The 20,012-nt window shown below is 33.4% G+C and carries 28 protein-coding genes and 2 tRNA genes; 16 read left to right on the top strand and 14 right to left on the bottom strand.

Annotation, left to right across the window (positions count from 1 at the left end; all coding sequences use genetic code 11):
- Positions 1–59: 59 nt before the first annotated feature.
- Positions 60–155, bottom strand: a tRNA-Glu gene (locus tag AAGU22_RS08735).
- A 181-nt stretch (positions 156–336) separates the two neighbouring features.
- Between AAGU22_RS08735 and AAGU22_RS08730 the strand changes: the two genes are divergently transcribed.
- The 4 genes from AAGU22_RS08730 (at position 337) to AAGU22_RS08715 (ending at position 2,668) form a co-directional block, all read left to right on the top strand.
- Entirely contained in the window at positions 337–618 is a 282-nt protein-coding gene (locus tag AAGU22_RS08730; protein WP_458718738.1) for a hypothetical protein, read from the top strand.
- A gap of 994 nt (positions 619–1,612) precedes the next feature.
- Entirely contained in the window at positions 1,613–1,843 is a 231-nt protein-coding gene (locus AAGU22_RS08725; RefSeq protein ID WP_458718737.1) for a hypothetical protein, read from the top strand.
- A gap of 16 nt (positions 1,844–1,859) precedes the next feature.
- Positions 1,860–2,540 (top strand): TenA family transcriptional regulator, encoded by a 681-nt coding sequence (locus AAGU22_RS08720; RefSeq protein WP_458718736.1) that lies wholly within the window; start codon positions 1,860–1,862, stop codon positions 2,538–2,540.
- Between the two features lie 54 nt (positions 2,541–2,594).
- Positions 2,595–2,668: transfer RNA gene (locus AAGU22_RS08715), tRNA-Ile, on the top strand.
- A 270-nt stretch (positions 2,669–2,938) separates the two neighbouring features.
- On the opposite strand, the gene AAGU22_RS08710 is transcribed toward AAGU22_RS08715, so the two are convergent.
- The gene (locus AAGU22_RS08710) at positions 2,939–3,202 is read right to left on the bottom strand and encodes a DUF5661 family protein (RefSeq protein WP_458718735.1); all 264 of its coding nucleotides are present in this window, start codon (positions 3,200–3,202) and stop codon (positions 2,939–2,941) included.
- Between the two features lie 52 nt (positions 3,203–3,254).
- Here AAGU22_RS08710 and AAGU22_RS08705 point away from each other — a divergent pair, with 52 nt between their 5' ends.
- Entirely contained in the window at positions 3,255–3,536 is a 282-nt protein-coding gene (locus AAGU22_RS08705; RefSeq protein WP_458718734.1) for an HsdM family class I SAM-dependent methyltransferase, read from the top strand.
- A gap of 24 nt (positions 3,537–3,560) precedes the next feature.
- Entirely contained in the window at positions 3,561–3,839 is a 279-nt protein-coding gene (locus tag AAGU22_RS08700) for a hypothetical protein (protein ID WP_458718733.1), read from the top strand.
- 616 nt (positions 3,840–4,455) lie between these two features.
- Here the strand turns inward: AAGU22_RS08700 and AAGU22_RS08695 are convergent.
- The 4 genes from AAGU22_RS08695 to AAGU22_RS08680 form a co-directional block, all read right to left on the bottom strand.
- Entirely contained in the window at positions 4,456–4,692 is a 237-nt protein-coding gene (locus tag AAGU22_RS08695; RefSeq protein WP_458718732.1) for a hypothetical protein, read from the bottom strand.
- 310 nt (positions 4,693–5,002) lie between these two features.
- Positions 5,003–5,209, bottom strand: coding sequence for a hypothetical protein (locus tag AAGU22_RS08690; RefSeq protein ID WP_458718731.1), 207 nt, complete (start codon positions 5,207–5,209; stop codon positions 5,003–5,005).
- 357 nt (positions 5,210–5,566) lie between these two features.
- Positions 5,567–5,968 (bottom strand): hypothetical protein, encoded by a 402-nt coding sequence (locus tag AAGU22_RS08685; protein WP_458718730.1) that lies wholly within the window; start codon positions 5,966–5,968, stop codon positions 5,567–5,569.
- The gene (locus AAGU22_RS08680) at positions 5,934–6,398 is read right to left on the bottom strand and encodes a hypothetical protein (protein WP_458718729.1); all 465 of its coding nucleotides are present in this window, start codon (positions 6,396–6,398) and stop codon (positions 5,934–5,936) included. The genes AAGU22_RS08685 and AAGU22_RS08680 overlap by 35 nt, the downstream gene beginning before the upstream one ends.
- A gap of 114 nt (positions 6,399–6,512) precedes the next feature.
- On the opposite strand from AAGU22_RS08680, the gene AAGU22_RS08675 reads away from it, so the two are divergent.
- The gene (locus AAGU22_RS08675; RefSeq protein WP_458718728.1) at positions 6,513–6,797 is read left to right on the top strand and encodes a hypothetical protein; all 285 of its coding nucleotides are present in this window, start codon (positions 6,513–6,515) and stop codon (positions 6,795–6,797) included.
- Between the two features lie 419 nt (positions 6,798–7,216).
- Positions 7,217–7,570 (top strand): hypothetical protein, encoded by a 354-nt coding sequence (locus AAGU22_RS08670; protein ID WP_458718661.1) that lies wholly within the window; start codon positions 7,217–7,219, stop codon positions 7,568–7,570.
- Between the two features lie 287 nt (positions 7,571–7,857).
- On the opposite strand, the gene AAGU22_RS08665 is transcribed toward AAGU22_RS08670, so the two are convergent.
- The gene (locus AAGU22_RS08665) at positions 7,858–8,289 is read right to left on the bottom strand and encodes a hypothetical protein (protein WP_458718727.1); all 432 of its coding nucleotides are present in this window, start codon (positions 8,287–8,289) and stop codon (positions 7,858–7,860) included.
- Positions 8,290–8,913: 624 nt separating this feature from the next.
- Here AAGU22_RS08665 and AAGU22_RS08660 point away from each other — a divergent pair.
- Positions 8,914–9,318: a YybH family protein gene (locus AAGU22_RS08660; protein WP_458718726.1), complete on the top strand. Its 405-nt coding sequence runs from the start codon at positions 8,914–8,916 to the stop codon at positions 9,316–9,318.
- A gap of 211 nt (positions 9,319–9,529) precedes the next feature.
- On the opposite strand, the gene AAGU22_RS08655 is transcribed toward AAGU22_RS08660, so the two are convergent.
- The 5 genes from AAGU22_RS08655 to arsM form a co-directional block, all read right to left on the bottom strand.
- Positions 9,530–10,228 (bottom strand): MIP/aquaporin family protein, encoded by a 699-nt coding sequence (locus AAGU22_RS08655; protein WP_458718725.1) that lies wholly within the window; start codon positions 10,226–10,228, stop codon positions 9,530–9,532.
- A 59-nt stretch (positions 10,229–10,287) separates the two neighbouring features.
- Positions 10,288–10,740 carry an arsenate reductase ArsC gene (locus AAGU22_RS08650; RefSeq protein WP_458718724.1) on the bottom strand — a complete coding sequence of 151 codons (453 nt, stop codon included), beginning with the start codon at positions 10,738–10,740 and terminating at the stop codon, positions 10,288–10,290.
- A gap of 25 nt (positions 10,741–10,765) precedes the next feature.
- Positions 10,766–10,921: a hypothetical protein gene (locus AAGU22_RS08645; protein ID WP_458718723.1), complete on the bottom strand. Its 156-nt coding sequence runs from the start codon at positions 10,919–10,921 to the stop codon at positions 10,766–10,768.
- A 58-nt stretch (positions 10,922–10,979) separates the two neighbouring features.
- Positions 10,980–11,570: a methyltransferase domain-containing protein gene (locus AAGU22_RS08640; RefSeq protein WP_458718722.1), complete on the bottom strand. Its 591-nt coding sequence runs from the start codon at positions 11,568–11,570 to the stop codon at positions 10,980–10,982.
- Positions 11,571–11,724: 154 nt separating this feature from the next.
- A complete protein-coding gene (gene arsM, locus AAGU22_RS08635) occupies positions 11,725–12,531 on the bottom strand; it encodes an arsenite methyltransferase (protein ID WP_458718721.1) in 807 nt (268 codons plus the stop codon).
- A 57-nt stretch (positions 12,532–12,588) separates the two neighbouring features.
- Between arsM and AAGU22_RS08630 the strand changes: the two genes are divergently transcribed.
- The 3 genes from AAGU22_RS08630 (at position 12,589) to AAGU22_RS08620 (ending at position 15,240) form a co-directional block, all read left to right on the top strand.
- A complete protein-coding gene (locus AAGU22_RS08630; RefSeq protein ID WP_458718720.1) occupies positions 12,589–13,014 on the top strand; it encodes a winged helix-turn-helix transcriptional regulator in 426 nt (141 codons plus the stop codon).
- A 1,002-nt stretch (positions 13,015–14,016) separates the two neighbouring features.
- Positions 14,017–14,718 carry a hypothetical protein gene (locus tag AAGU22_RS08625; RefSeq protein WP_458718719.1) on the top strand — a complete coding sequence of 234 codons (702 nt, stop codon included), beginning with the start codon at positions 14,017–14,019 and terminating at the stop codon, positions 14,716–14,718.
- A 291-nt stretch (positions 14,719–15,009) separates the two neighbouring features.
- The gene (locus AAGU22_RS08620; protein WP_458718718.1) at positions 15,010–15,240 is read left to right on the top strand and encodes a hypothetical protein; all 231 of its coding nucleotides are present in this window, start codon (positions 15,010–15,012) and stop codon (positions 15,238–15,240) included.
- A 473-nt stretch (positions 15,241–15,713) separates the two neighbouring features.
- On the opposite strand, the gene AAGU22_RS08615 is transcribed toward AAGU22_RS08620, so the two are convergent.
- Complete coding sequence (locus AAGU22_RS08615) at positions 15,714–15,854, bottom strand: hypothetical protein (protein WP_458718717.1); 141 nt, start codon at positions 15,852–15,854, stop codon at positions 15,714–15,716.
- A gap of 265 nt (positions 15,855–16,119) precedes the next feature.
- Positions 16,120–16,713 (bottom strand): hypothetical protein, encoded by a 594-nt coding sequence (locus tag AAGU22_RS08610; protein WP_458718716.1) that lies wholly within the window; start codon positions 16,711–16,713, stop codon positions 16,120–16,122.
- Between the two features lie 257 nt (positions 16,714–16,970).
- Here AAGU22_RS08610 and AAGU22_RS08605 point away from each other — a divergent pair, with 257 nt between their 5' ends.
- The 4 genes from AAGU22_RS08605 (at position 16,971) to AAGU22_RS08590 (ending at position 19,710) form a co-directional block, all read left to right on the top strand.
- Positions 16,971–17,144, top strand: a complete 174-nt coding sequence (locus AAGU22_RS08605) for a hypothetical protein (RefSeq protein ID WP_458718715.1) — start codon at positions 16,971–16,973, stop codon at positions 17,142–17,144.
- A gap of 515 nt (positions 17,145–17,659) precedes the next feature.
- Complete coding sequence (locus AAGU22_RS08600) at positions 17,660–18,889, top strand: patatin-like phospholipase family protein (RefSeq protein ID WP_458718714.1); 1,230 nt, start codon at positions 17,660–17,662, stop codon at positions 18,887–18,889.
- A 69-nt stretch (positions 18,890–18,958) separates the two neighbouring features.
- Entirely contained in the window at positions 18,959–19,225 is a 267-nt protein-coding gene (locus AAGU22_RS08595) for a hypothetical protein (protein ID WP_458718713.1), read from the top strand.
- A gap of 203 nt (positions 19,226–19,428) precedes the next feature.
- Positions 19,429–19,710 carry a hypothetical protein gene (locus AAGU22_RS08590; RefSeq protein ID WP_458718712.1) on the top strand — a complete coding sequence of 94 codons (282 nt, stop codon included), beginning with the start codon at positions 19,429–19,431 and terminating at the stop codon, positions 19,708–19,710.
- Positions 19,711–20,012: the final 302 nt, after the last annotated feature.

The raw sequence follows: 20,012 nt of genomic DNA, 5'->3' as shown, positions 1-20,012 counted from the left end.
TGTCTCAATGAAAAACTCTTAAATCTCCTCAAAATGGTCTCAGAACTCAAAATCACCGATGCTCCGGCCGGGATTTGAACCCGGGATCTGCGACTCGAAAGGCCGCAATGCTTGACCGGATTGTGCAGCTTTTATTGCTACTACACCACCGGAGCTTCAATTTGAGTATTTTATAGATATTATAAAATCCTTTTTATTTGTAGATTTTACTATCGAGTTTGTTTTCTCTACTATACTTATCGAAAGATTGAGCCCATCGTGAATAATTAATTCTTTCCATGCTGGATTTTACACTGATAAGGAAAATCTAAGTATATGTACTCTCATATCTAAATATTGAGCAAGAGACTAGAACCTCCACAAATAGATTCTGATATTGTCGTGTCAAAATATGATGAAAATAGCATACGCTTCTTGGAAGAAGCATTGAATGATGACAAAAGATATCTTACTATAACCTCTCTGAAAAAAAATAATCGAATTAAGGATAAGTTCGGGTGTCGTGTGTTGTGTCAAGATTGTGAGTTAGCTAAATGTACAGTATTGCAGCCTTTTGGATATAACAAACCCAAAAAAATTCAATGTGTTAAATGTGAATATTTGTATTTTAACCTATAAATTTTTCACGATGGGGGCTTTAAGGTAGTTAATGCAATCAATACTATAGCAATTATTTTTTGTAAGTTCAAAAATTCATCATTGATGTTGGTATTCCACTTAAATACAATAAATGTTTGATTTATAAAATGCCTTTAAGAATTATTTTAGAAGCCGAAGAATACAGGCTATTAAACTTGTTGCAAGTTTAATTGCTACAAATAGATTCTGAAATCACATATGACCGTTTTGATTATTTAGATATTGGGAAATGATGGTTTAGCCTGTAAAATTTATTGTCTCTTTTCAAGTGTGCTTATTTATCATAAATATTCATGTCGGGGGCCATTCAAACTTCCGATCAGTAATTAACAATTCACTTTTTTGTTATTATACCGAGTCACTCAGAGTGACTCAAGTATCCATAACATGATGGTATTATAGAAACCATCGGTTTCAGGTTTAAAATAATAATATCAAGACAACTAAAACTTGGATTAACGTTGTTTTGGTAGATGATCATACATATCATACAACCGATAATCTAGATCCGAATCGACAAAACCCAAAAAGGGAAAAACAGACAAAATATTTAATACATTTGCTCATTCTTAAAACCATTATTGATAAGTTCCAAATCTATGGTTCTTTTATTATTATCGTTAAATACTATTTTATTCATATCTATTTGCTCAATCAACCATCCAAGGAGCATAATGAACGTCATTTCCTAGGAATGAGGAATAAGCTGCTCCATACACTTTTGTAAAGACCATTGCCTATCCTCATTTCTAGTTCAATCAGTACGGTAATCTAACATAGCTTTCTGCTCCATTCCTTTCTAACTTTTATAAGTGAAATTCTATGTCTAGTAATAACTCTAAAGTTGGAGGAAACGTTTCACAATTAGAATCAAACTCAGAATTCCTCAATTGGACAAAATGGCGTTAGTTATCCTTCAGATACTAATACTCAAAGCAAGGGTTCGAGTACAAATACTCCTGTAGCTCCGGAGATGAATATAGAGCAAGGTAATGGAAGCCAAAGAATAATCATTTCTAATTCGAAGTCTAGACGTTTAAGACAAGGAGATCCAACGGTACCCCCTATTCGTATAATACTTGAGAATCCAGTGGGGGTTAACATTAGCATTCCAGCACAAAAGTTAGCGATGGCCTTAGTAAACTCATTGCAGAAGGTAACTATCATCTCATTAAATGTAATACACACGCTAACGAAGGCATAATGTTTATTATGGAAAAATGTCAGAATTAGATTGTATGACTCTTTTAATGGATCAAATTAATGCTGAGATTGAAAAAAGTAGTTTGTTAAAGCATAAGTTTTACCAGATGTGGCAAGAAGGTAAACTTACTCTAGATCATTTAGCTGGATATTCAAAAGAATATTATCAATTGGTGAAAAATGTGCCACATCTTGTTGAGAATACACTCATCAACAACAAGAGTGAAAAGTATGATAATATAATCAGAAGTAATTTGGCTGAAGAAAGAGACCATATTGAACCATGGATTAGATTTGCATCGTCATTAAATGTAAAATCTGAAGATTTAAAAGACTATTCTGGAGAACCATCGACGAGAAAGGCTGTAGACAGCTTATTAACAATCTCTAAAGCCTCTTTTGAAGAAGGAGTTGCAAGTCTATATGCTTTTGAAAAAGAATTACCACAGATTAGCGAAACGAAGAGCAAGGGGCTGAAAGAATTTTATAATAAAGTTGACGATGATTCTCATCGCTATTTTACTATCCATAAAGAAGTTGATATCTATCATGCCAAAGTTTGGGAGAATATACTAAACGAGTGCTCAGAAGATAAACACAAGGAAATACTAAATGCTGTAAAAATATCTTTGACCGCCCAGAATAATTTATTAGATTCGGTTTACAGCAAATATGTGGAACAAAATATTGAGGTTTAGATATTTATAAACAAAACCTTTATACACTCATTTCATTTTTAAACTAAAATGAATGGGCCCATAGCTTAGCCTGGTAGAGCGACCGGCTCATAACCGGTAGGTCAGGGGTTCAAACCCCCTTGGGCCCATGTCAAGTTTGACTATAATTTTGGGTTCAATTATTAAATATAACAGTAGTGAGCCACGATAATAAAATTCGGCTTTTGTCTGTCGGTTTAATAACTACATATTCTTTGAAATGTTTAGCCGTAACGCTTTTTTATAAAAAAATTATTTATTCAATATCTTTTTTATCTGAAAAGTATAGAAAACTAGTATAAATGTCTCATAAAAAACATGAAGAATTACTATATTATCAGATAGTCTATTTTGAAATAAAATTTTAACATTATTTGGTTCTATGACTGCTCTTCTTTTGCTTGACTTTCCATTTTTTGCAATCGCGTATAATAATCAGGAAATTCATTTAGATGTGCTAGTGCAATCTTTCCAGTTGTTGTTTCATCATCATTTGTTACATTCGTTGATAATTCGTGACTTCCGTGTTCTAATTCTACGTCTAACCCCATTCTAAATTGCTCTACGTCAAACCTAGTCCAACCAATACCTAAAGACTCGCCTATTCTTCTGGCATCATCTTTTGTAAAATGCTTTTCTGTCAAGATATTATCTTAATATGATTTGCTTATTAGTATTTTTGTCCCTTTGTATACAATGATAAATAGAAAATACCCTGATGATAAACTCAGAGCATTAATCTCACATTTTAATTCTCCAAGACTTCGAAATGGAGATTTAGAAAAGGAGGATATCTTTGGAGATGCTTATGAATATCTTTTGGAAGAGTTTGCAGACCAAACGAAGAAGAGAGGTGGTGAATTCTTTACTCCTAGAGAGGTAGTAAGATTACTTGTTAACATAACAGAGCCAAAAGAAGGAATGAAGATCTGTGATCCCACATGCGCTGGCGGTGAAGGCGACGGTACCGGCTATTGATATCTATAATTAATGATCATTAAAATGAATAACAAATCATTTACAGTTTTGGCGATAACTATTGTAATTCTAACAACAATAGGTCTTGCAGTTGTTCCATTGCTAAAACAAGTGTCTGCGGACCGTGACTTAAAGTCCAAAACTTATGAAAGTGAGGATGGAAGTGTACAAAGAACTATAGGATGTACAAAAGACACCGGAGGATGTAAAAATTTTAACGAAGGTTTTGGAGACAATATAAACAAGGCAGCAAAGGAATTCTGCGAAAGTGACTCAGGACAAAAGTGTAAACAATCAAAGTAGTACCTTTGATACCATTTATCTCGACGGATCTAAATCACCACGACACTTTCAATCTGAAATACCACTACTTTACTGATCCACTATCTTTACCAGCTAGAAACATTATGTTTGTTCTCAAACTGAAATATAGATCTGGACTGAAGGAAACCTAAATCGCAGAACGGTCCACAGCAATATGTAAGTTAATCTTTTTCTGAATAATCCATTTGAAATTGTAATTGAGGGTTAGTATATGTAGTCCATTGTTCTGATTTTGTTATGTTTAATTTGGGGTCGCCGCCCCTTTTCCATAAGATCAGACAGGGATCCTATATTTGCCTTATTTGAGTCATTAGTGTCACTGATTCATTGGCCGAATAGGGACATTATACTACGAACTATAACTGATAATAGAAACCCTCTACAAAAAAAGTACCATAATAATTTCAAGTATGTTAGGTGAGCTTAACCTGACGACATTTTCGTCCCTCAAGGTCTTGGACTACATGGTATAGGGCCTTGTCATTTTATAGAATTTTCTTCAAAGTTTATTTAACTAGATTACAATTAGAATCGAGAAATTTTTTCTGATGAGTTGATACATTAAGGAAAAAAATTGGTTTGTTGTTAATCTAAATTAACAATCTGAGTCTGAGCTCTTTACCTTAGAGTTAAAGCTATTTCCAGCGTGGGTTTCTTCACATTTCTTGTTATTATCAGATCCTGAACACGATCCCTCGGAATTGTGGCCACCATGGTTTGTACATTCACTTACTGACTTTGCAAAAGATTGTTCAGATACTGACCCACTTACTGCTGCTAGCATAAGGGCAGAAATTGCTATGATACCTATTGTTAATGTTTTTGAATTCATCAATTTCTATAGAAGATTGTAGTATTTAACTTCGATTTTTAAGTTGTATTTTAACTTTGACAATATGAAAAACGTATGATATATTCAAGATTAGTTTGAATAAACAATTTTTATTTGAAGTGATTAATGACAGTATTGTTACTGTTAACAATGTCAAAAATATTGCTAATGATTTTGTGAATAAATTGGCGACGACACATCTTAACTATCACTATTTGAAAGTTAGTCTACTCATAAATCAGATATATTGATGTTAAGTTTGAATTGTGAGGTCGCAACAATATTAATAGAACGGGAACTTTGCGAGTGCTCAATTGATAAAGTGTAATATATCACTATCACTTTTAGAATTTTTCTCAGTATACTTCCCGATTCTGCATATCAATTTTTGATTCTGCAAAATAAGACAAAATTGTTTTAAGGCGGTAAAAACCAATCCGAGGATTGATGTGGTAGTTATTGCTGATTCTCCATATGATATAGACTGCGGAAGAAGATTGCCTGTATTGTTATTCAAAACCTTCTATCTTATTAACTATAATGTTTTTAGCGTATAAGCCTTAATAAAGAATGCATCATTTAGGCTTGGTGTTTACATCTGGAAGAGTTGAAAAATACTTTTCTAGATGTAATAATTGTCAATCTAATGCTTTAAGAATTTCGATAGGATAAATGATTAAAAATAACGAATTATATTATTTCAAATACTTTAGATGCACATACGATGCGTTTATTATTTAATACTTAATATGGTAATTTTACTCCTAGTTGTTACCATTCCTGATATACTAATAAAAATTTTCAGGATGATAATCCTGAGTTAGTTTTAAATCCAACTTGGATGTTAATGTCAAATAAGATAGAGTATAGTTTGTCAACTATACGGCAAATCTGCAGAAAGATCACTTAAGAATGAAAATGTTTGGCTTAAATCCTTGCCAGCTGTGGTCCATACAATTAATGTTTGTGTATCACCTGTACTCTTTTGTCCGCTTCTCAAGTCTTTAAAGTCAAAAGTATTGTCGACTGCAATTCCTGCACTAGTTATTTGTTGAATACAGTCATCTATATCTTGTGTTGGAACCATTAAAATTCCTACGGTGTTAATACTACCTGAACTTGAATTTGAGGTGGATGACCTAGATGATGTTACTGGTGATTGGATATCGCCTACAGTGACCGAACCAGTCATTGTTACGCCTGGGTCGCCTTCTGCTTCATAGTTGAACACACCAGGTTTGCTAAAGGTAAAGGGGGGTTGATGCTTGACTATCAACGATTTCTCCAGTATTAAATAATGATGTGCTTCCGTCTGTATCCTTTACGTCTATAGTGCGTTCGTGACCTGTATCACCACTAAACCATTGAACCGTAGTTCCCGTGTTGACTATAGCACTTTCCGTTACAAAGTATTGATCCAAAAATCTGGATTCGTTATCTTCGCCAGCAGCATGATGACCATCATTTGGAATAAGGATGACAAGATTTTTTATGTTGTTACCCAAAGTCATTGTTTTGGTATTAAAAATGTTTTCAGCATTGATATTTGGCTGTACATCCACGCCAGCAGTATTGTTATCACTAAAAGGATTTGCTTGGGCGAATACTTCACTTGAGGATGTATAATAAATAAGCCCCGATAAGGCTAACATACTAGCAACTGACAGAAGTAGTAAATTACTTGAAATCTCATTTTTATTTATCATCGATAAAAAGAGGATTTAGAAGTTACATAGAAGCTATTATCAATATCGATGACGAGAATCGTATTTTAGCTTATTAAATATAGCCTATTTAAGGTATGTTTCACATTTATGCTCATGAGTGTATCTTCTAATTTTACATCTGCGCAAAAAATACCGCAAGACGCAACTAAACTGAATAAACTAACAAAGGCTCGTTCAGGATATATGGAGTTGATCAATTTTAAAAATTCCGATACACATACGGGCTATTTCTGTTATAACTGCATATATTTTATAAAGCCAAATCATTGTGCGATCGTAACTGACGAAGGACAGGATATTAATGGAAATTTGTCGAACGAAATAGCACCGCATGGTATATGTTCTGTGTGGACACCGAATGAAAAAGAGATTAAATAGAATCCAGATAAAAACATTATTGAAAAAGCAGCCGACGTAGTGGGTAATTGGCAGATAGACATTGATCACTGCACCGCCTTAAGGCGGCGAGTACTATAATCCTTATTCAGAATCACATGGTAACTAAAAATGTCACCAACTATATAAGATCTGTATCCGTATGTTAGTTTTAATGTCGAAATTTTAACAAATATTTGTTTACGATTAATAATGGACTATCCAAACTTATTATTTTGTTGCCATTTCTTATAAAAATGAAATATGGTAGATAAGCTCTATGGACAGAGTAATTATTAGAGTCGTTGTAACTACTATCACAACTAATGGGACCTTTAATTATATCAATGAAAATATGGTCAATTCAAACCAAATAGATATTTAAGAAATATTTAAGAAATATAACACATTTTAATTGAAGTGTGTCTCAAGGCGAATGGTTTACTACTTACCTCCAGTATGAAAATCTAAGGGATTTACTAAATGTAGTACTTTACACGTCGCAGTCTTTTATGGCTATAACACCGATGCTTTATTCTATTAAATATAAAGATAAAGAAATCTTATTTGTCCACACAGGGATGGTTGGAGGAGTCGTTGCTCACTATTTTATCTTGGAAGAAAAACCTTCTACAAAGTTTATTGAATTAAATAAAATGACATCAAATTACAAATTTACAAATGCCATTGGAGACAATAGTCAGTCTATCTATATTCCCATTGTAAATTTAGTTCGTTCTACTTTGGTATTTCCACTAACTGATGTTAACATGTAAATTTGAATCTGCTAATATCAAATTGTTGAAAGGTATTATCTAGATGGAAGCAATCAATGATTACTCTATAAAGACGAAAGTAGGCTTTACTGAATCAGCCTTTAGATACGTAGTATAAAAAAAATGTAAAATCGAATCTAATAGATCTTTTTGACCAGCGGTATTTTCATGTAGCTATAATTTAGCGCCGTCCTTTAGGAACGGCGCATGTCATATTGTGTTGCCAAGAGGATAAATTCAATAATAGAAGAGTCTTCCTATAGGCTATGGCTATAAAGGTTTAGTAATTATTTATAGTGTGTGATGCTAGAATGTTCCTTTAAACCCTGTATTGAGTCAAAAGTTTGTCCGCATGTTTCACAGGAAAAGGTTGCCTTTACATTTGTTGAATTTTTTTCCCTTAACGCAAGAACTCCTGCTATTACATATAATACCAGACTTGGAATGGCAAAAAACTGGATAACCAAAAATAGCAATATTCCACAAGCGATTAAAGTTATACCAACGATTTTTGTGTTTTTTACTTTAAAAGCTGCTATGATTGCACCAATATTTATTGCTATGATTGCAATGGCAATAAGTAGAGCCTCTCCTAAAAATAGGCCTAGAACAGGAATTCCTATGACACTATTGATAAAGAAATACAAGAAAAGTCCGATAAAAGGGATTACTAATCCTAATGCTGCTGTTACTATTGTAAGTTTTTGATATCCTCTCACAATCTTGAGTGTTTACAATACTTTAAAAAGCGTCGTGTATGGGATTTTATCCTTTGAGGCCTTAAGATACTCTTTTAGTAGACGTCAAGACAATACTTTAGTTTATAATTAATGAATATCAATAATTAGTAGTTTTTTGAATCTACTCTTTAATTAATTTAATCCTTCTAGTCGGATTTGTTCATTTAAGGAAATTATTCTATAATTTCTACCATCTAAAGTGCTCTCAAAATGTTTCCAATAAATTTGGCAATAATTTATTCGTATAATTCAGAGATGTTTTCCTAGGAAATTACAGTGAACATACATTATGATAAAGATTACTGTTAGTCAAATACTTAAGTGAACAGAGCCGACTTGTCAATGGTTTTCTTTTAATACACACTAGGTTAAACCCAAAATTATACCACAGGTAAAAATTTTAATAATGGTGTTTCAGATGAAGGTCATAATCTTAAATATACTAAACTAAGGGATCAAATATTTTCTTTTAGTATACGTCATGAATGTGTTTAAATATAAAAAATGGGGTTTGAAACATCATTCATGTAGTTTCCTCTTTTACTATTACTTTACTATTTTACTCTTACCAATTTATATAGTTTATCTGGTAAACTATAGGTAATGAGTAAACTAATACCCAACTTTAATATCAATAAAGCAACAACACCAGAAGAAGTCCTAAATTCAGTCGTTATAGGTATAAACACAGGAAATCTCGAGTCCTTGATGACCCTCTATGAAACAGATGCATGTTTCGCAACCCAACCAGGACAGCTTGCTAAGAACCCAGCATCTATTAGTCAAAGTCTTCGGGGTTTCATTGATCTAAAGGGTAAGTTAGAGCTAAAGGTAAAGAGAGTGCTTCAAGCAAGCGATCTTGCTCTGGTAACAACTGAATGGTCATTTAATGGAACAGGACCTGATGGCAACCCTGTTAACATATCAGCCAAATCTGCCGATGTTTTGCGTCAACAAGCTGATGGAACTTGGCGGTTTGTCATTGATAATCCTTGGGGAACAGACTAAAAGGAGACAAGATCTATACAAACACAAATATTCTTTAGTTTCTTTATTCTCTTAATTCGTAACAGCATTGAATGACCAAGTTTCTGAATAAAGTAGAACTTTTAAAATTCGAATTATTGTTTCTATAGACGGTATTAATATATTTATTAAAATTATATGTCATCTGAAAAGAAGATCTAAGTTTGAAATTACTTATTTGAATTAATCTAATTTAACGACCAACTATTTTCTTTCTATATAGCAATGCTATCGCTGATGTACCAATAAATGTTGCAGTCCAGTATAGCCATAGATCTGTCAATACACCTGATAACACAGCAGGGGCTAGTGAACGAGCAGGATTCATAGATGCACCAGATATAAAAGCCAAAAATAAAATATCTAGTCCAACAATACCTCCAATAGCGATACCGCCGAATCCTTTCAAACCTTTTGTATAAACAACAGTGAGTATTACCGCCATTAAAAGAGCTGATGCTAAAACTTCAATTCCAAATATTAAAGGTAAAGGGTATGAATAATTAGGTGCATTAGCTCCTATGTTTGCCTCTTTGCCTATCATAATACTTACAAAAAGACTTGCTAGAAAAGCACCGATAACTTCAGCCGAGAGATACAAAGCGATGAGCGTTCTTGTGATATGCTTTGTTATCAAAAACCCTACAGATACAGCAGGATTAAAATGTGCCATAGAGATTTTTCCAAAAAGATATACACCTATTACAACGCCCACAAAAGGAGCAAATGCAACAAATGGTAGTCCAAGAATACCATTTAACTTTGCATTAATAACTACCGAACCTGTAGCTAAAACAACAACGACAAACGTTCCCACCAGTTCTGCGATAAACCTTTTTTGATTAGTAGATAGCTTGCTAACTACAGATTCAAAAGTAGATTCCTTTGACATGATTATTTACTAGGAGTTACTTGGATTCACTTAACTGAACGACATAAAGTGCAATTATCTTAAATTGGAATTTTATTGTCTCTGGCAGAGTCAATTATTTCCAATACTCTTTTTTCAATTTCATCTCTTATTTGTCTCACTTTCTCTATCGGCTTGTCTTTTGGATCTTCAATACCCCAGTCTATAACTTTTGGTATAAATAATGCAGGACAGTATTTATCGTCCATACAACCCATATTGATTATGGTTGTTGCATTTCGCATCATATCTTCTGTCAAATCTTTAGGCTTTTGACTGCTGATGTCTATTCCAACCTCTTTCATAACATCTACTGCAATCGGATTAATTTGAGAAGTAGGAACTGTACCTGCACTAATAGTTTCGAATGCTTTTGGAGCATACTTTCTAAAGAAACCCTCCGCCATCTGGCTTCTTCCAGCATTTTGAATGCAAACAAAGAGAACAGTTTTCGTTACATTGTAATGATCTCGTTTACCAAATGAAAATTTCATATTAATCACTTATTCTCTTATTTTTTTACTCTTTTACAGCCTTAATGGAAATACTGGTGATTTGTCTTTTTTCTTGGCCTTCTTCGTCTGTTTCTAGTTCCAGGTATAGTTTTTCATCTAGTAACTCAACATCAGTAAATCCAGCTTTTTTAATACTGTCAATGTAGTTTTCTTTTGTCATGGCACCATCAATACAACTGCACCAACTCTCTGTATTAACAGAATTTAGATCTATTTCCTTAGACGTAATTAGATTCTGATATAACCATTTTCCCTTTTCCTTCTGATTTAAGAATTCGGTAAATTTCTCTAAATGTATTTTCTTTGTTTGTTGTCAGATTAATAACACAGTTGCTAATAACTACGTCAACAGAATTATCTTCAACAGGTATTCTTTGCTCAATATCTCCTTGTCTGAATTCAACATTTGTATACCTATGTTTTTTAGCGTTATCTGTTGCTTTATTGAGCATATTTTCTGTCATATCGATTCCAATGACCTTTCCACTTTCTTTCACCAAATTTGCTGCAAGAAATACGTCGATACCTGCTCCTGAACCTAAATCAACTACTGTATTGCCTTCATGAATATCTGCAAACCTAGTAGGATTTCCACACCCTACTCCTAATGCGGAAGATTCAGGAATTAACTTCAAATTGTCAGAATCATACCCAACAGCCTTAGATGATTGAAATGGTGAGATGAGAACCTCAGGTGACGTATCGCAGCAATCACTAGAGGGCATACAACAAGAATTGGAATTGCCATCAATGGCAATTTTTCCATATTGCTCTTTAATTTTTTCTTTTAAATGCAATTGTTCATCCATACATACAGGTTTACTAGAAAAACTATTTAAGTTGGTAAGAGAAGCTGGGTAAACTAAGTGAAATTACGTAAACTATAAGACAAATATCTAAAAAATAAAAAAGGGTTCCTCTGAATACTCATTTGGTTTGTATAGAAAGTTCATATTCTCACATTTAATTTTTGATAGCCTTTACAGTAATGCTTGTTATATTTCTGGTTTCCTTTTCACTATGTTCATTATAATCCTCGACTACGTTACCTGGTCTTTCTTCTAAGATTTCAATATTGGCAAATCCAGCCTTTCTTATGTTATTCAAGTAGTTCTCTTTTGTTAAAGCGCCATCAACACATCCACACCAATTAACCTCGTTGATTAACGATTTTTCTATCTCTCTTGAAGTAATTACATCAGATATTACTAATCTTCCTATTCCATTTGGCTTTAAGATCCTGTGTATTTCTTTGAATGTGTTAAGTTTGTCTTCTGTCAAGTTAATAACACAATTGCTAATAACAACATCTACAGAACTATCATCTACTGGGATTTTTTGCTCGATATCACCCTTTCTAAACTCTACATTATGATAGCCGTTTATTTCAGCGTTCTTTCTTGCCTTTACTAACATACCGTCTGTCATATCAATTCCGATGACATTACCTTTGTCTTTGACTATGTTTGCAGCTATAAACACATCAATACCTGCCCCAGAACCGAGATCTACCACTACATCTCCTTCTTTAAGATGAGCAAAGGTGGATGGATTACCACAACCTAAACCTAAGATAGATGACTGTGGAATGGAATTCAAATTGTTTAGATTGTACCCAAGTGTTTCAGATGATTCTATTGGTGATACTACTGTCTCACTACTACCGCAACATCCTGCAGAAGAAGAGCAACATGATAGTGAACCATCCGCCAATGCTATTTTTCCATATTGCTCTTTAATCTTGTTTTTTATATTTGATTGTTTACTCATTACCTATAGTTTACCAGGTAAACTATATAAATTGGTAAGAGTAAAATAGTAAAGTAAGTGAAATCACAGAAACCCACAGAAAACAGACCTAATAAAGCAATACTAAAATCATCGAAGCTACCAATACTTGAGGACGATAATAATCCTTGCAATTTCTACGGTTATGATGTTGAAAGTTTAATGAAAGAAACATCTCAATTGAGAAATATAATTACTAAAAGAGGAACGTTAGAAATATTAATGCCGCTTTGTTGTTCTACAAACCCTGTAAGATACTTAACGTTTAGAAAGTCAATGAAAGGTTTCAGCAGTAAGACCCTCACAATACGATTAAAAGAGTTAGAAAAAAGTGGTATCTTAAACAGGCAATCATTTAATGAGATCCCTCCACGAGTTGAATATAGGCTTACTCCAAAGGGTCAAGAACTAGTCGGATCCATTATCAACCTGCTACAATGGATGAGAAAATGGTCAAACAAATAATTAATCAAAACAGAATACTGTGGAATGAGACCTTGCTCCCACTATCAATATCGGTTATTTGAAACAGGTTCTAATATACTAGAACGCTAGAATAATATAAAGATTCTATTACTATTCCAATGGATTTGTTGCACGTAGGTAAAATAGTTGAATCAATTATATTATTAAGTAAAATGATATGACTTTACGCTCATTGAAAAGAAAAATGATTTCCTTATGAAAAGATCGAACTGTTAGTAATAGATATGACATAAGGTTAGATTTCATCGGCTAAATCTCATCCTGAATACTTTTTTGTCTGGAAGTTCGATAGTTATAATTGGCCATAAATAACACAGATTACATTAGAATCCTTAATTTTTGTTTAATTGTAACTCTGTAATCTTATTTTAGGAGAAAAAAGCCCATCTCTAGTTATTAGAAAGTATTTTCTATTTATCATTGTATACAAAGGAATTGTATTAGTTCAGTTGCGGTGCGAAAACGAAAAAGAGTCAATATAATAGATAAATGGTAAATAATCCATTGAAACACAAAAATAACACTTTTTAGGAGAGTTTTCAGATAAAAAACTGAAAATCATTTTTAATGTTTAGGATGTTCTTTATTTCTTAGTTTGAAGATTGTTATGGGTGTTCTTCATTATTTCTTTATTACTGATTTTACTCCTACAATTTCTTCTTCCTCTTTTAAGATCCTTAATCTTGTCCCTTATTCATTTCAGTGAATCATCATTACAGTTGTACCAATATTGAGTTGTTGTTATAGGTGGGGAAGGATTTGGTATACGATAGTGGCACCATTCAAAGCGACCTCTGGACCACCAGTTTGATTTCCCTTACAAATAGGAATTCACCTGCATCGAATAATTCTTAGATATATTACTATTACGCAGTGTAAAGGTAACAATAAAGTCATTGCTATTAGAAAATATATATTAACAATCTCTTAACAAAATACCAAGGAGAATGAATTTGTTTTCCAAAATTAGGCAAGACTAAAATGAATAGAAAGGTTAACAATAATAATTATTTTTTTGCTACGGTCGCAATTATAAGTTTCCTGTTACTTTTTTCAACCATAACAAATCCACTATTTGGATATGACTTGGACGATGTTAAATCATCAATAGCATATGAAGAGGCGATTGATGATTTTGATCTGCCATCAAACACCAAAAACTTTAGTATGGAACTTGACAACGGATTAGTTGCAAACTATTACCTAGCACCTAATCAAACCTATGTCTTTGATGGCGTGTCAGGTGCAATAACAGATCAAAACGGTAATGATGATGGTGGAGATGGTAATAAGATCAAATATTACGTAGATGTTACAGTCACAACAACCTACTCCTATCCACAAGGACAAGATAAACCTCAAGACCCACGAAATGATCCCAAGTATGACTCAATTGACTGGCAGGATGATGACCCAAGTAAGAATTTGTCGGTTGAGGAAATGGACAAAATACTAGATGAAAAGAAACAAAATAACAACGATAGCGATGAAGGCAATTCAGACCAAGACAATAGTAGTAACGAGGATAGTAGTGATGAAGGCAACGGTGGCGGAGATAGTGACAGTGGCGGAGATAGTGACAGTGGCGGAGATAGTGACAGTGGCGGAGATAGTGACAGTGGCGGAGATAGTGACAGTGGCGGAGATAGTGACAGTGGCGGAGATAGTGACAGTAACAATTAGATAAGTTTTTCAAATTATTTCTAACAGCATTTATCAATTTTTCAATGTGTTTTGGTTTTACTAATCTTATCATATACAGTCTCGGTGCTCAAAAAGAGGTCCAAAAATGTGATTTGAATGAAAAATGATATTCAAAATATTTATCCGTAGAATCATCTCGTGATAACTTCGGTGTGTGTGAAACAAATATGACCTATATTCTAACTTACGTAGTAAGCGAATTGCAATCTAGTGTTTCGACCATCATAAAAATCATATAAATTTAAGTTTTGAGATTCTCAGCTCTGAAATATGGTGGATAAAGTGGACGTCACTGTTACAGATTTAGAAAAAAAGCATAAAGGTAAAGCGGGATACGAGAACATGTTTTCTATAGCCAGACATGTCTACATGGATGATGGAAAGATAGATGTGACTGGATTTGCTATCGATAGAGAGAATCTTATGATCACGAGGGCTAAGATCGATGCAATATTAATAGATGATGATAAGCCGAGCAAAAAGAAAAAAATTACAATTTGATAGATGATCTAATATTGCTTAGCATTATACGATTCAGTATAGGAGGACACTGTACGCTGAGACTAACTATCAACTTTAATCCGGTTTCCATTATTTTTATCTATGATAGTGTAGCTTTACTGATAGGAAGCCAGCGATTGATCCAATTGTCAAACATATTATACCAAAAGTAAGGAAATACACTGGATCTCTGGCATAATCTTAGTTCCAATGGCTGCCGTATAAACGCCTGCCAAGTCAAATAATCCCATGAAAATAGCAAAAACGGTTCCCATAAAGATAATCAGATTTTTAGAGTTTGTTCATAAAGAACTAAAGTGGATTGAGTGACATCACAGCATGATTTTGCACTTTATGATTACAAAAATCAATAAATTAATAAGCCAAACATAATCCATATGGGATTGATATATTACAGTTATTGTCAGAAAATTCATTATTATTTGCTTGCGCTGATAGACCATTTCCGTTATTCAGATCCACTCGAATATTTTGTAAGACATTGTTTGAATTGACGATATTTTCAGGGCTTTTGTTGCAGCAACTGCTGCTGCTGAATCAATCCCACAATACGCTTTAGGAGTATTAGAATCAGTGTGTTGGTGGTACCGCATTGTGTTCTTGATTCTGAAAGCCAGGTTTGGTTAGCCCGGCTGTAATATCTCGTGGTGGAGAGAAATCCATCGGTATGCTCTTCAGGATTTACAAATGCTGGTCAAGAAGGGAGATGGGATGAAGCTTAAAGCAAGGTGCATAGGAAGGTTTTAACAGATGATCAATCAAGTCATCTAATACCGCATTGCTAACATGCAAAATTGCCATGGTTACCTAATTTCGTGGATGTTAGCAGATTCGCCGCATCCTATTACATACCATTCTCTAACATGCATTTGGTTCGAACATGCATTTGGTTAGCCCGCCTGAAGTATCCGACCGTTGTCCCGGATTATAAGGTCCTTGTTGATTCTCTGAGTCAATCAACAAAGTAGATTGTCCAAACTCACCTGGTAGATTAATGGATGTCGTTGTCGTTGTCGTTGCATTCTCCGCGGTTATGTCATACTTTACTGTATTTGCTTCTGCATCATACTGTGGATTATAGAGTTCAATTACGCCTAAATCTTGTCTTTGTTCTACTTCATCATCTAAAATCAAGACGGCATTGGGAGGGTCTACGGCAAAGTTGTTTGTCCCTGTACTCCAGTTGCCAATAAAATCAGTTGTGTTAGTAGATGTTACTATTCTGTCAGGTCTATCTGAAAATAATATTGTCTTATCTGAAACATCATTCAATTGAAGTGTAGAAGTTGTAGCATTTACTTCAGATACTGAACCAGACTGTGCACCCTGGATAAACAAGAATTCTGCTCCAGTCTCATTTCCATTTCCCTCTTGGGCAGTCACAAAGTCTGTAGATTGGATAAAAACAAGTATTCCCAAAGTAATCGCTAATACTAAAATCATAAAATGCATTATGATCACGAAGTGCTGCACTCTCCATATATGTTTTGTTTTCTTTACAATGTAAGTCAATGCTCCCCATAATAGTTCGCAATTTCAAAATTGTCTGCATATCTATCGGCTTCTAGAGAGACTTGACTAAGATTATTATTTATTATTGGAACCAGCAATTAAATTTGATTCGTGTTACTGGTAAGATTATCAGATTTTGGACTTTCAGTTGAATACGGAACCATTTAAAGCATAAAAGAAAATCAGGATATGAGAACATGTATTCTGTTGCTAAACATGTCTACATGGATAATGGAAAGATAGATACAACGGGTTTTGCTATTGATAACAATTTTAGGATCTTAAAGGCTAAGATTGATGCTATGTTAATTGATGAGAATAAAAAGGGCATTAACCCAAACAAGAAACCTCATCATACACAACTATCATAATATTATTCTCATAAATTGAGAAATTATTATTAACAATAGCCATTATAATGATAAAACTCAACTAACTGGAATGACCTTTAGTTTCGTAGTATTGGAAAAGTTTTCAAATATATTAATTTACTCAATATATTTATGTCCAATCACAATAATGTATTGATAAACCAAAAGGATATTTCTACGAGGTTATTCACCTTAGATTAAGGGGATTGGTGATTTAATTCAAAATCGACTATAATCTAAAGAGGAAAAGCATTATCGAAAGGACGATGCAGTATATCAAGAATCGAACTGAAGGATTTTATGATTACTTTCCCTGTAGAAAAAATGATTGTAAACTAAGCCATGTTCGGAAATGGCTGAATTTGTTTTTAGATTATCACAATGTTGAGGTGATTAATGATTAAGTTAACAGGGGCCTAACGGAGTAATACCTATGTTTAAACCATATTAATAATATAGTTTAATCGCTTATATGTAAAAGAAAATTTTTAGTCTTTAAGGTTAATTGTAACTATATGAGCTATGAAATAGAAGAAAAAAGTCCGCCAAGACATAAAAAATCTAGAAAATTAGAAAATGTTCTTGTTATGCAAGGAGGCGGCTCCTTAGGGTCTTTTGCCTGTGGTGTCTTTAAGGCTTTAGTAAAACAAAAAGTAAGAGTAGATATAGTTGCTGGTACTTCTATAGGGGCTGTAAATGCTGCAATCATAGCAGGAAGTAAAAGTGACCAACCGGAAAAGGATTTGGAGGAATTTTGGCTTGAATTAAGTGAAAGTACCATCAAGCTTATTCCTGATTTATGGATGTATGAATGGGATTCATACAGTAAAAAGTATTTTATTAAAAAAATATTATCAGCCTCTGTAAATGCTGCAATCTTTGGTATTCCAAAAATGTTTATTCCAAGATGGCAGTGGTGGAATAGTTATGGTCTTTTGGCAAAAACAGATGCAGAGAATTATTTTAATCCCAAAAACTGGACTTTTATATATGATCATTCTCCACTTGAGAAAATCCTTGAAAAATATATCGATTATAAAAAATTAAATCTTGCTGCAAAACAAGAGGAAAATCCTGATGTTATTAGACTTGTTATAACCGCAGTAAATGTTATGACTGGAAAACCCCTTGTTTTTGATAACAAACAAATGGAGATTAAGGCAAAACATATTCTAGCAAGTTCAGGCTATCCAATTTATGGATTTCCTTGGGTAAAAGTGGAAGAAAATGTATTTGGTTGGGATGGCAGTCTACTTAGTAATACCCCGATTCGAGATGTTATATATATATCTCCAAGGAACGACAAGAATATTTTCATTGTTGAAAACTATCCCCAAAACATAGATCGTCTTCCTGCAAATATGGTTGAAGTCATTAATCGATATAAAGATATTTTATTCTGCGATAAAGATATGTATAATATACAATTATCTAAGTTGGTAACTCGACACATAAATCTTATAGAAAAACTATATGATGTATTTGAAAAATACACTGATAAAACCAAAATCGATATAGAGGAGTTAAAAAAAATAAAAGAAGAGTATAATAATCTTATTGAAAGCTATGGGGCAGAGATAAAATCCGTAATAAGGATTACTAGAAGTGAAATAGAATCCCCAACAATGTTTAAAAATGCTGATTTCTCTACCGAAACAATAAAAAAACTAATAGACCAAGGCGAAAGAACCACATTAGAAAAGATGTCACATGTTGAGCCTTTGAAATTTGATTTTAATTTGTAAAGGTATTTGAATTAATTGTTAATAATTGTGCTTCTATAACAATATTCTATTGATGGATATGAATTTCATTTGATTCCAATAGATATTCACTTGGGAATAATCAAAATCCCGACTGAAGAGATTCTAGACGACTTTGCATTGAATAATACTGAATCAGTAATAGTTGGAACAGATAGACAAGAGGTACTAAATAGAATACAAACAGCATTTGCAAGAGAATTTGAGAGATATGGAAAACTCAAAGAATCAGATATTCGACCTATGGATTATGAAACAAAGCAAGCATGGACGAGGATTAGAAAACATATTAAAAATGAGACAAAAATAAATAATTAGTTTCTGTACCGTTTATTTGAACGCTTTCTGCTTATAATCCTGGACCATTAAATCACAAATAATATAGAGTCTTTTGATGAGCTGTTTGACCATGTATTCTTCATTGTCTCACAATGTCCAAGTATAATATCTTCGACTGGATTTTCCTCCAATTCTAGCCAGGAAGGAAGAATTTGTATTGTATCTCATTAGTGTGATTTTAGATGAAAGAGACAATATTTATCTTCGCCATAGTAACTGTGTTAGGAGCAGCGACGTTAACTACAGTGGTTCCATACTCAGGACTAGCATCTGCAGACCCTGACAGAAAGTTCAAAGCTTGGGAAACTGAGGATGGTCAATTTGGAGTATCAGCAGGTTGTGAGAAAGACAATGATGATTGTAAACAATTCAAAGAAGCCCATGGAGGTGACAATGTAAATAAGGTAGCAAAAGAAGGCTGCGAAAGTGGCTCAGACCAAAAGTGTAAACAGCCAAAGCATTAGATAATATACCCGCATTTTTTTATCTTAAATCATTGTAGAGAAGACTTTAATGATTCATGTTCTTTGTCTATTAGAAAACCTTATTCATTCTGGTCAAAGCATATATTCCACTAGATATCATTTCATAGATATGGTAACACTAATTAAATAATATTTTGACAATATTTTCAAAAATTGTTTGAAGTCTATTTGATTAGAAAAATTGGGGGCAAAAATTTTGCGGATAATTAATGACATTAGAATTTGCAGCCCATGTTTGGTATTTTATGATATTATAAATACGAATGCATCAAGTGGTGGAG

Source organism: Candidatus Nitrosocosmicus sp. R (genome assembly GCF_054408505.1).
This window is presented reverse-complemented; position numbering and strand designations above follow the sequence as displayed.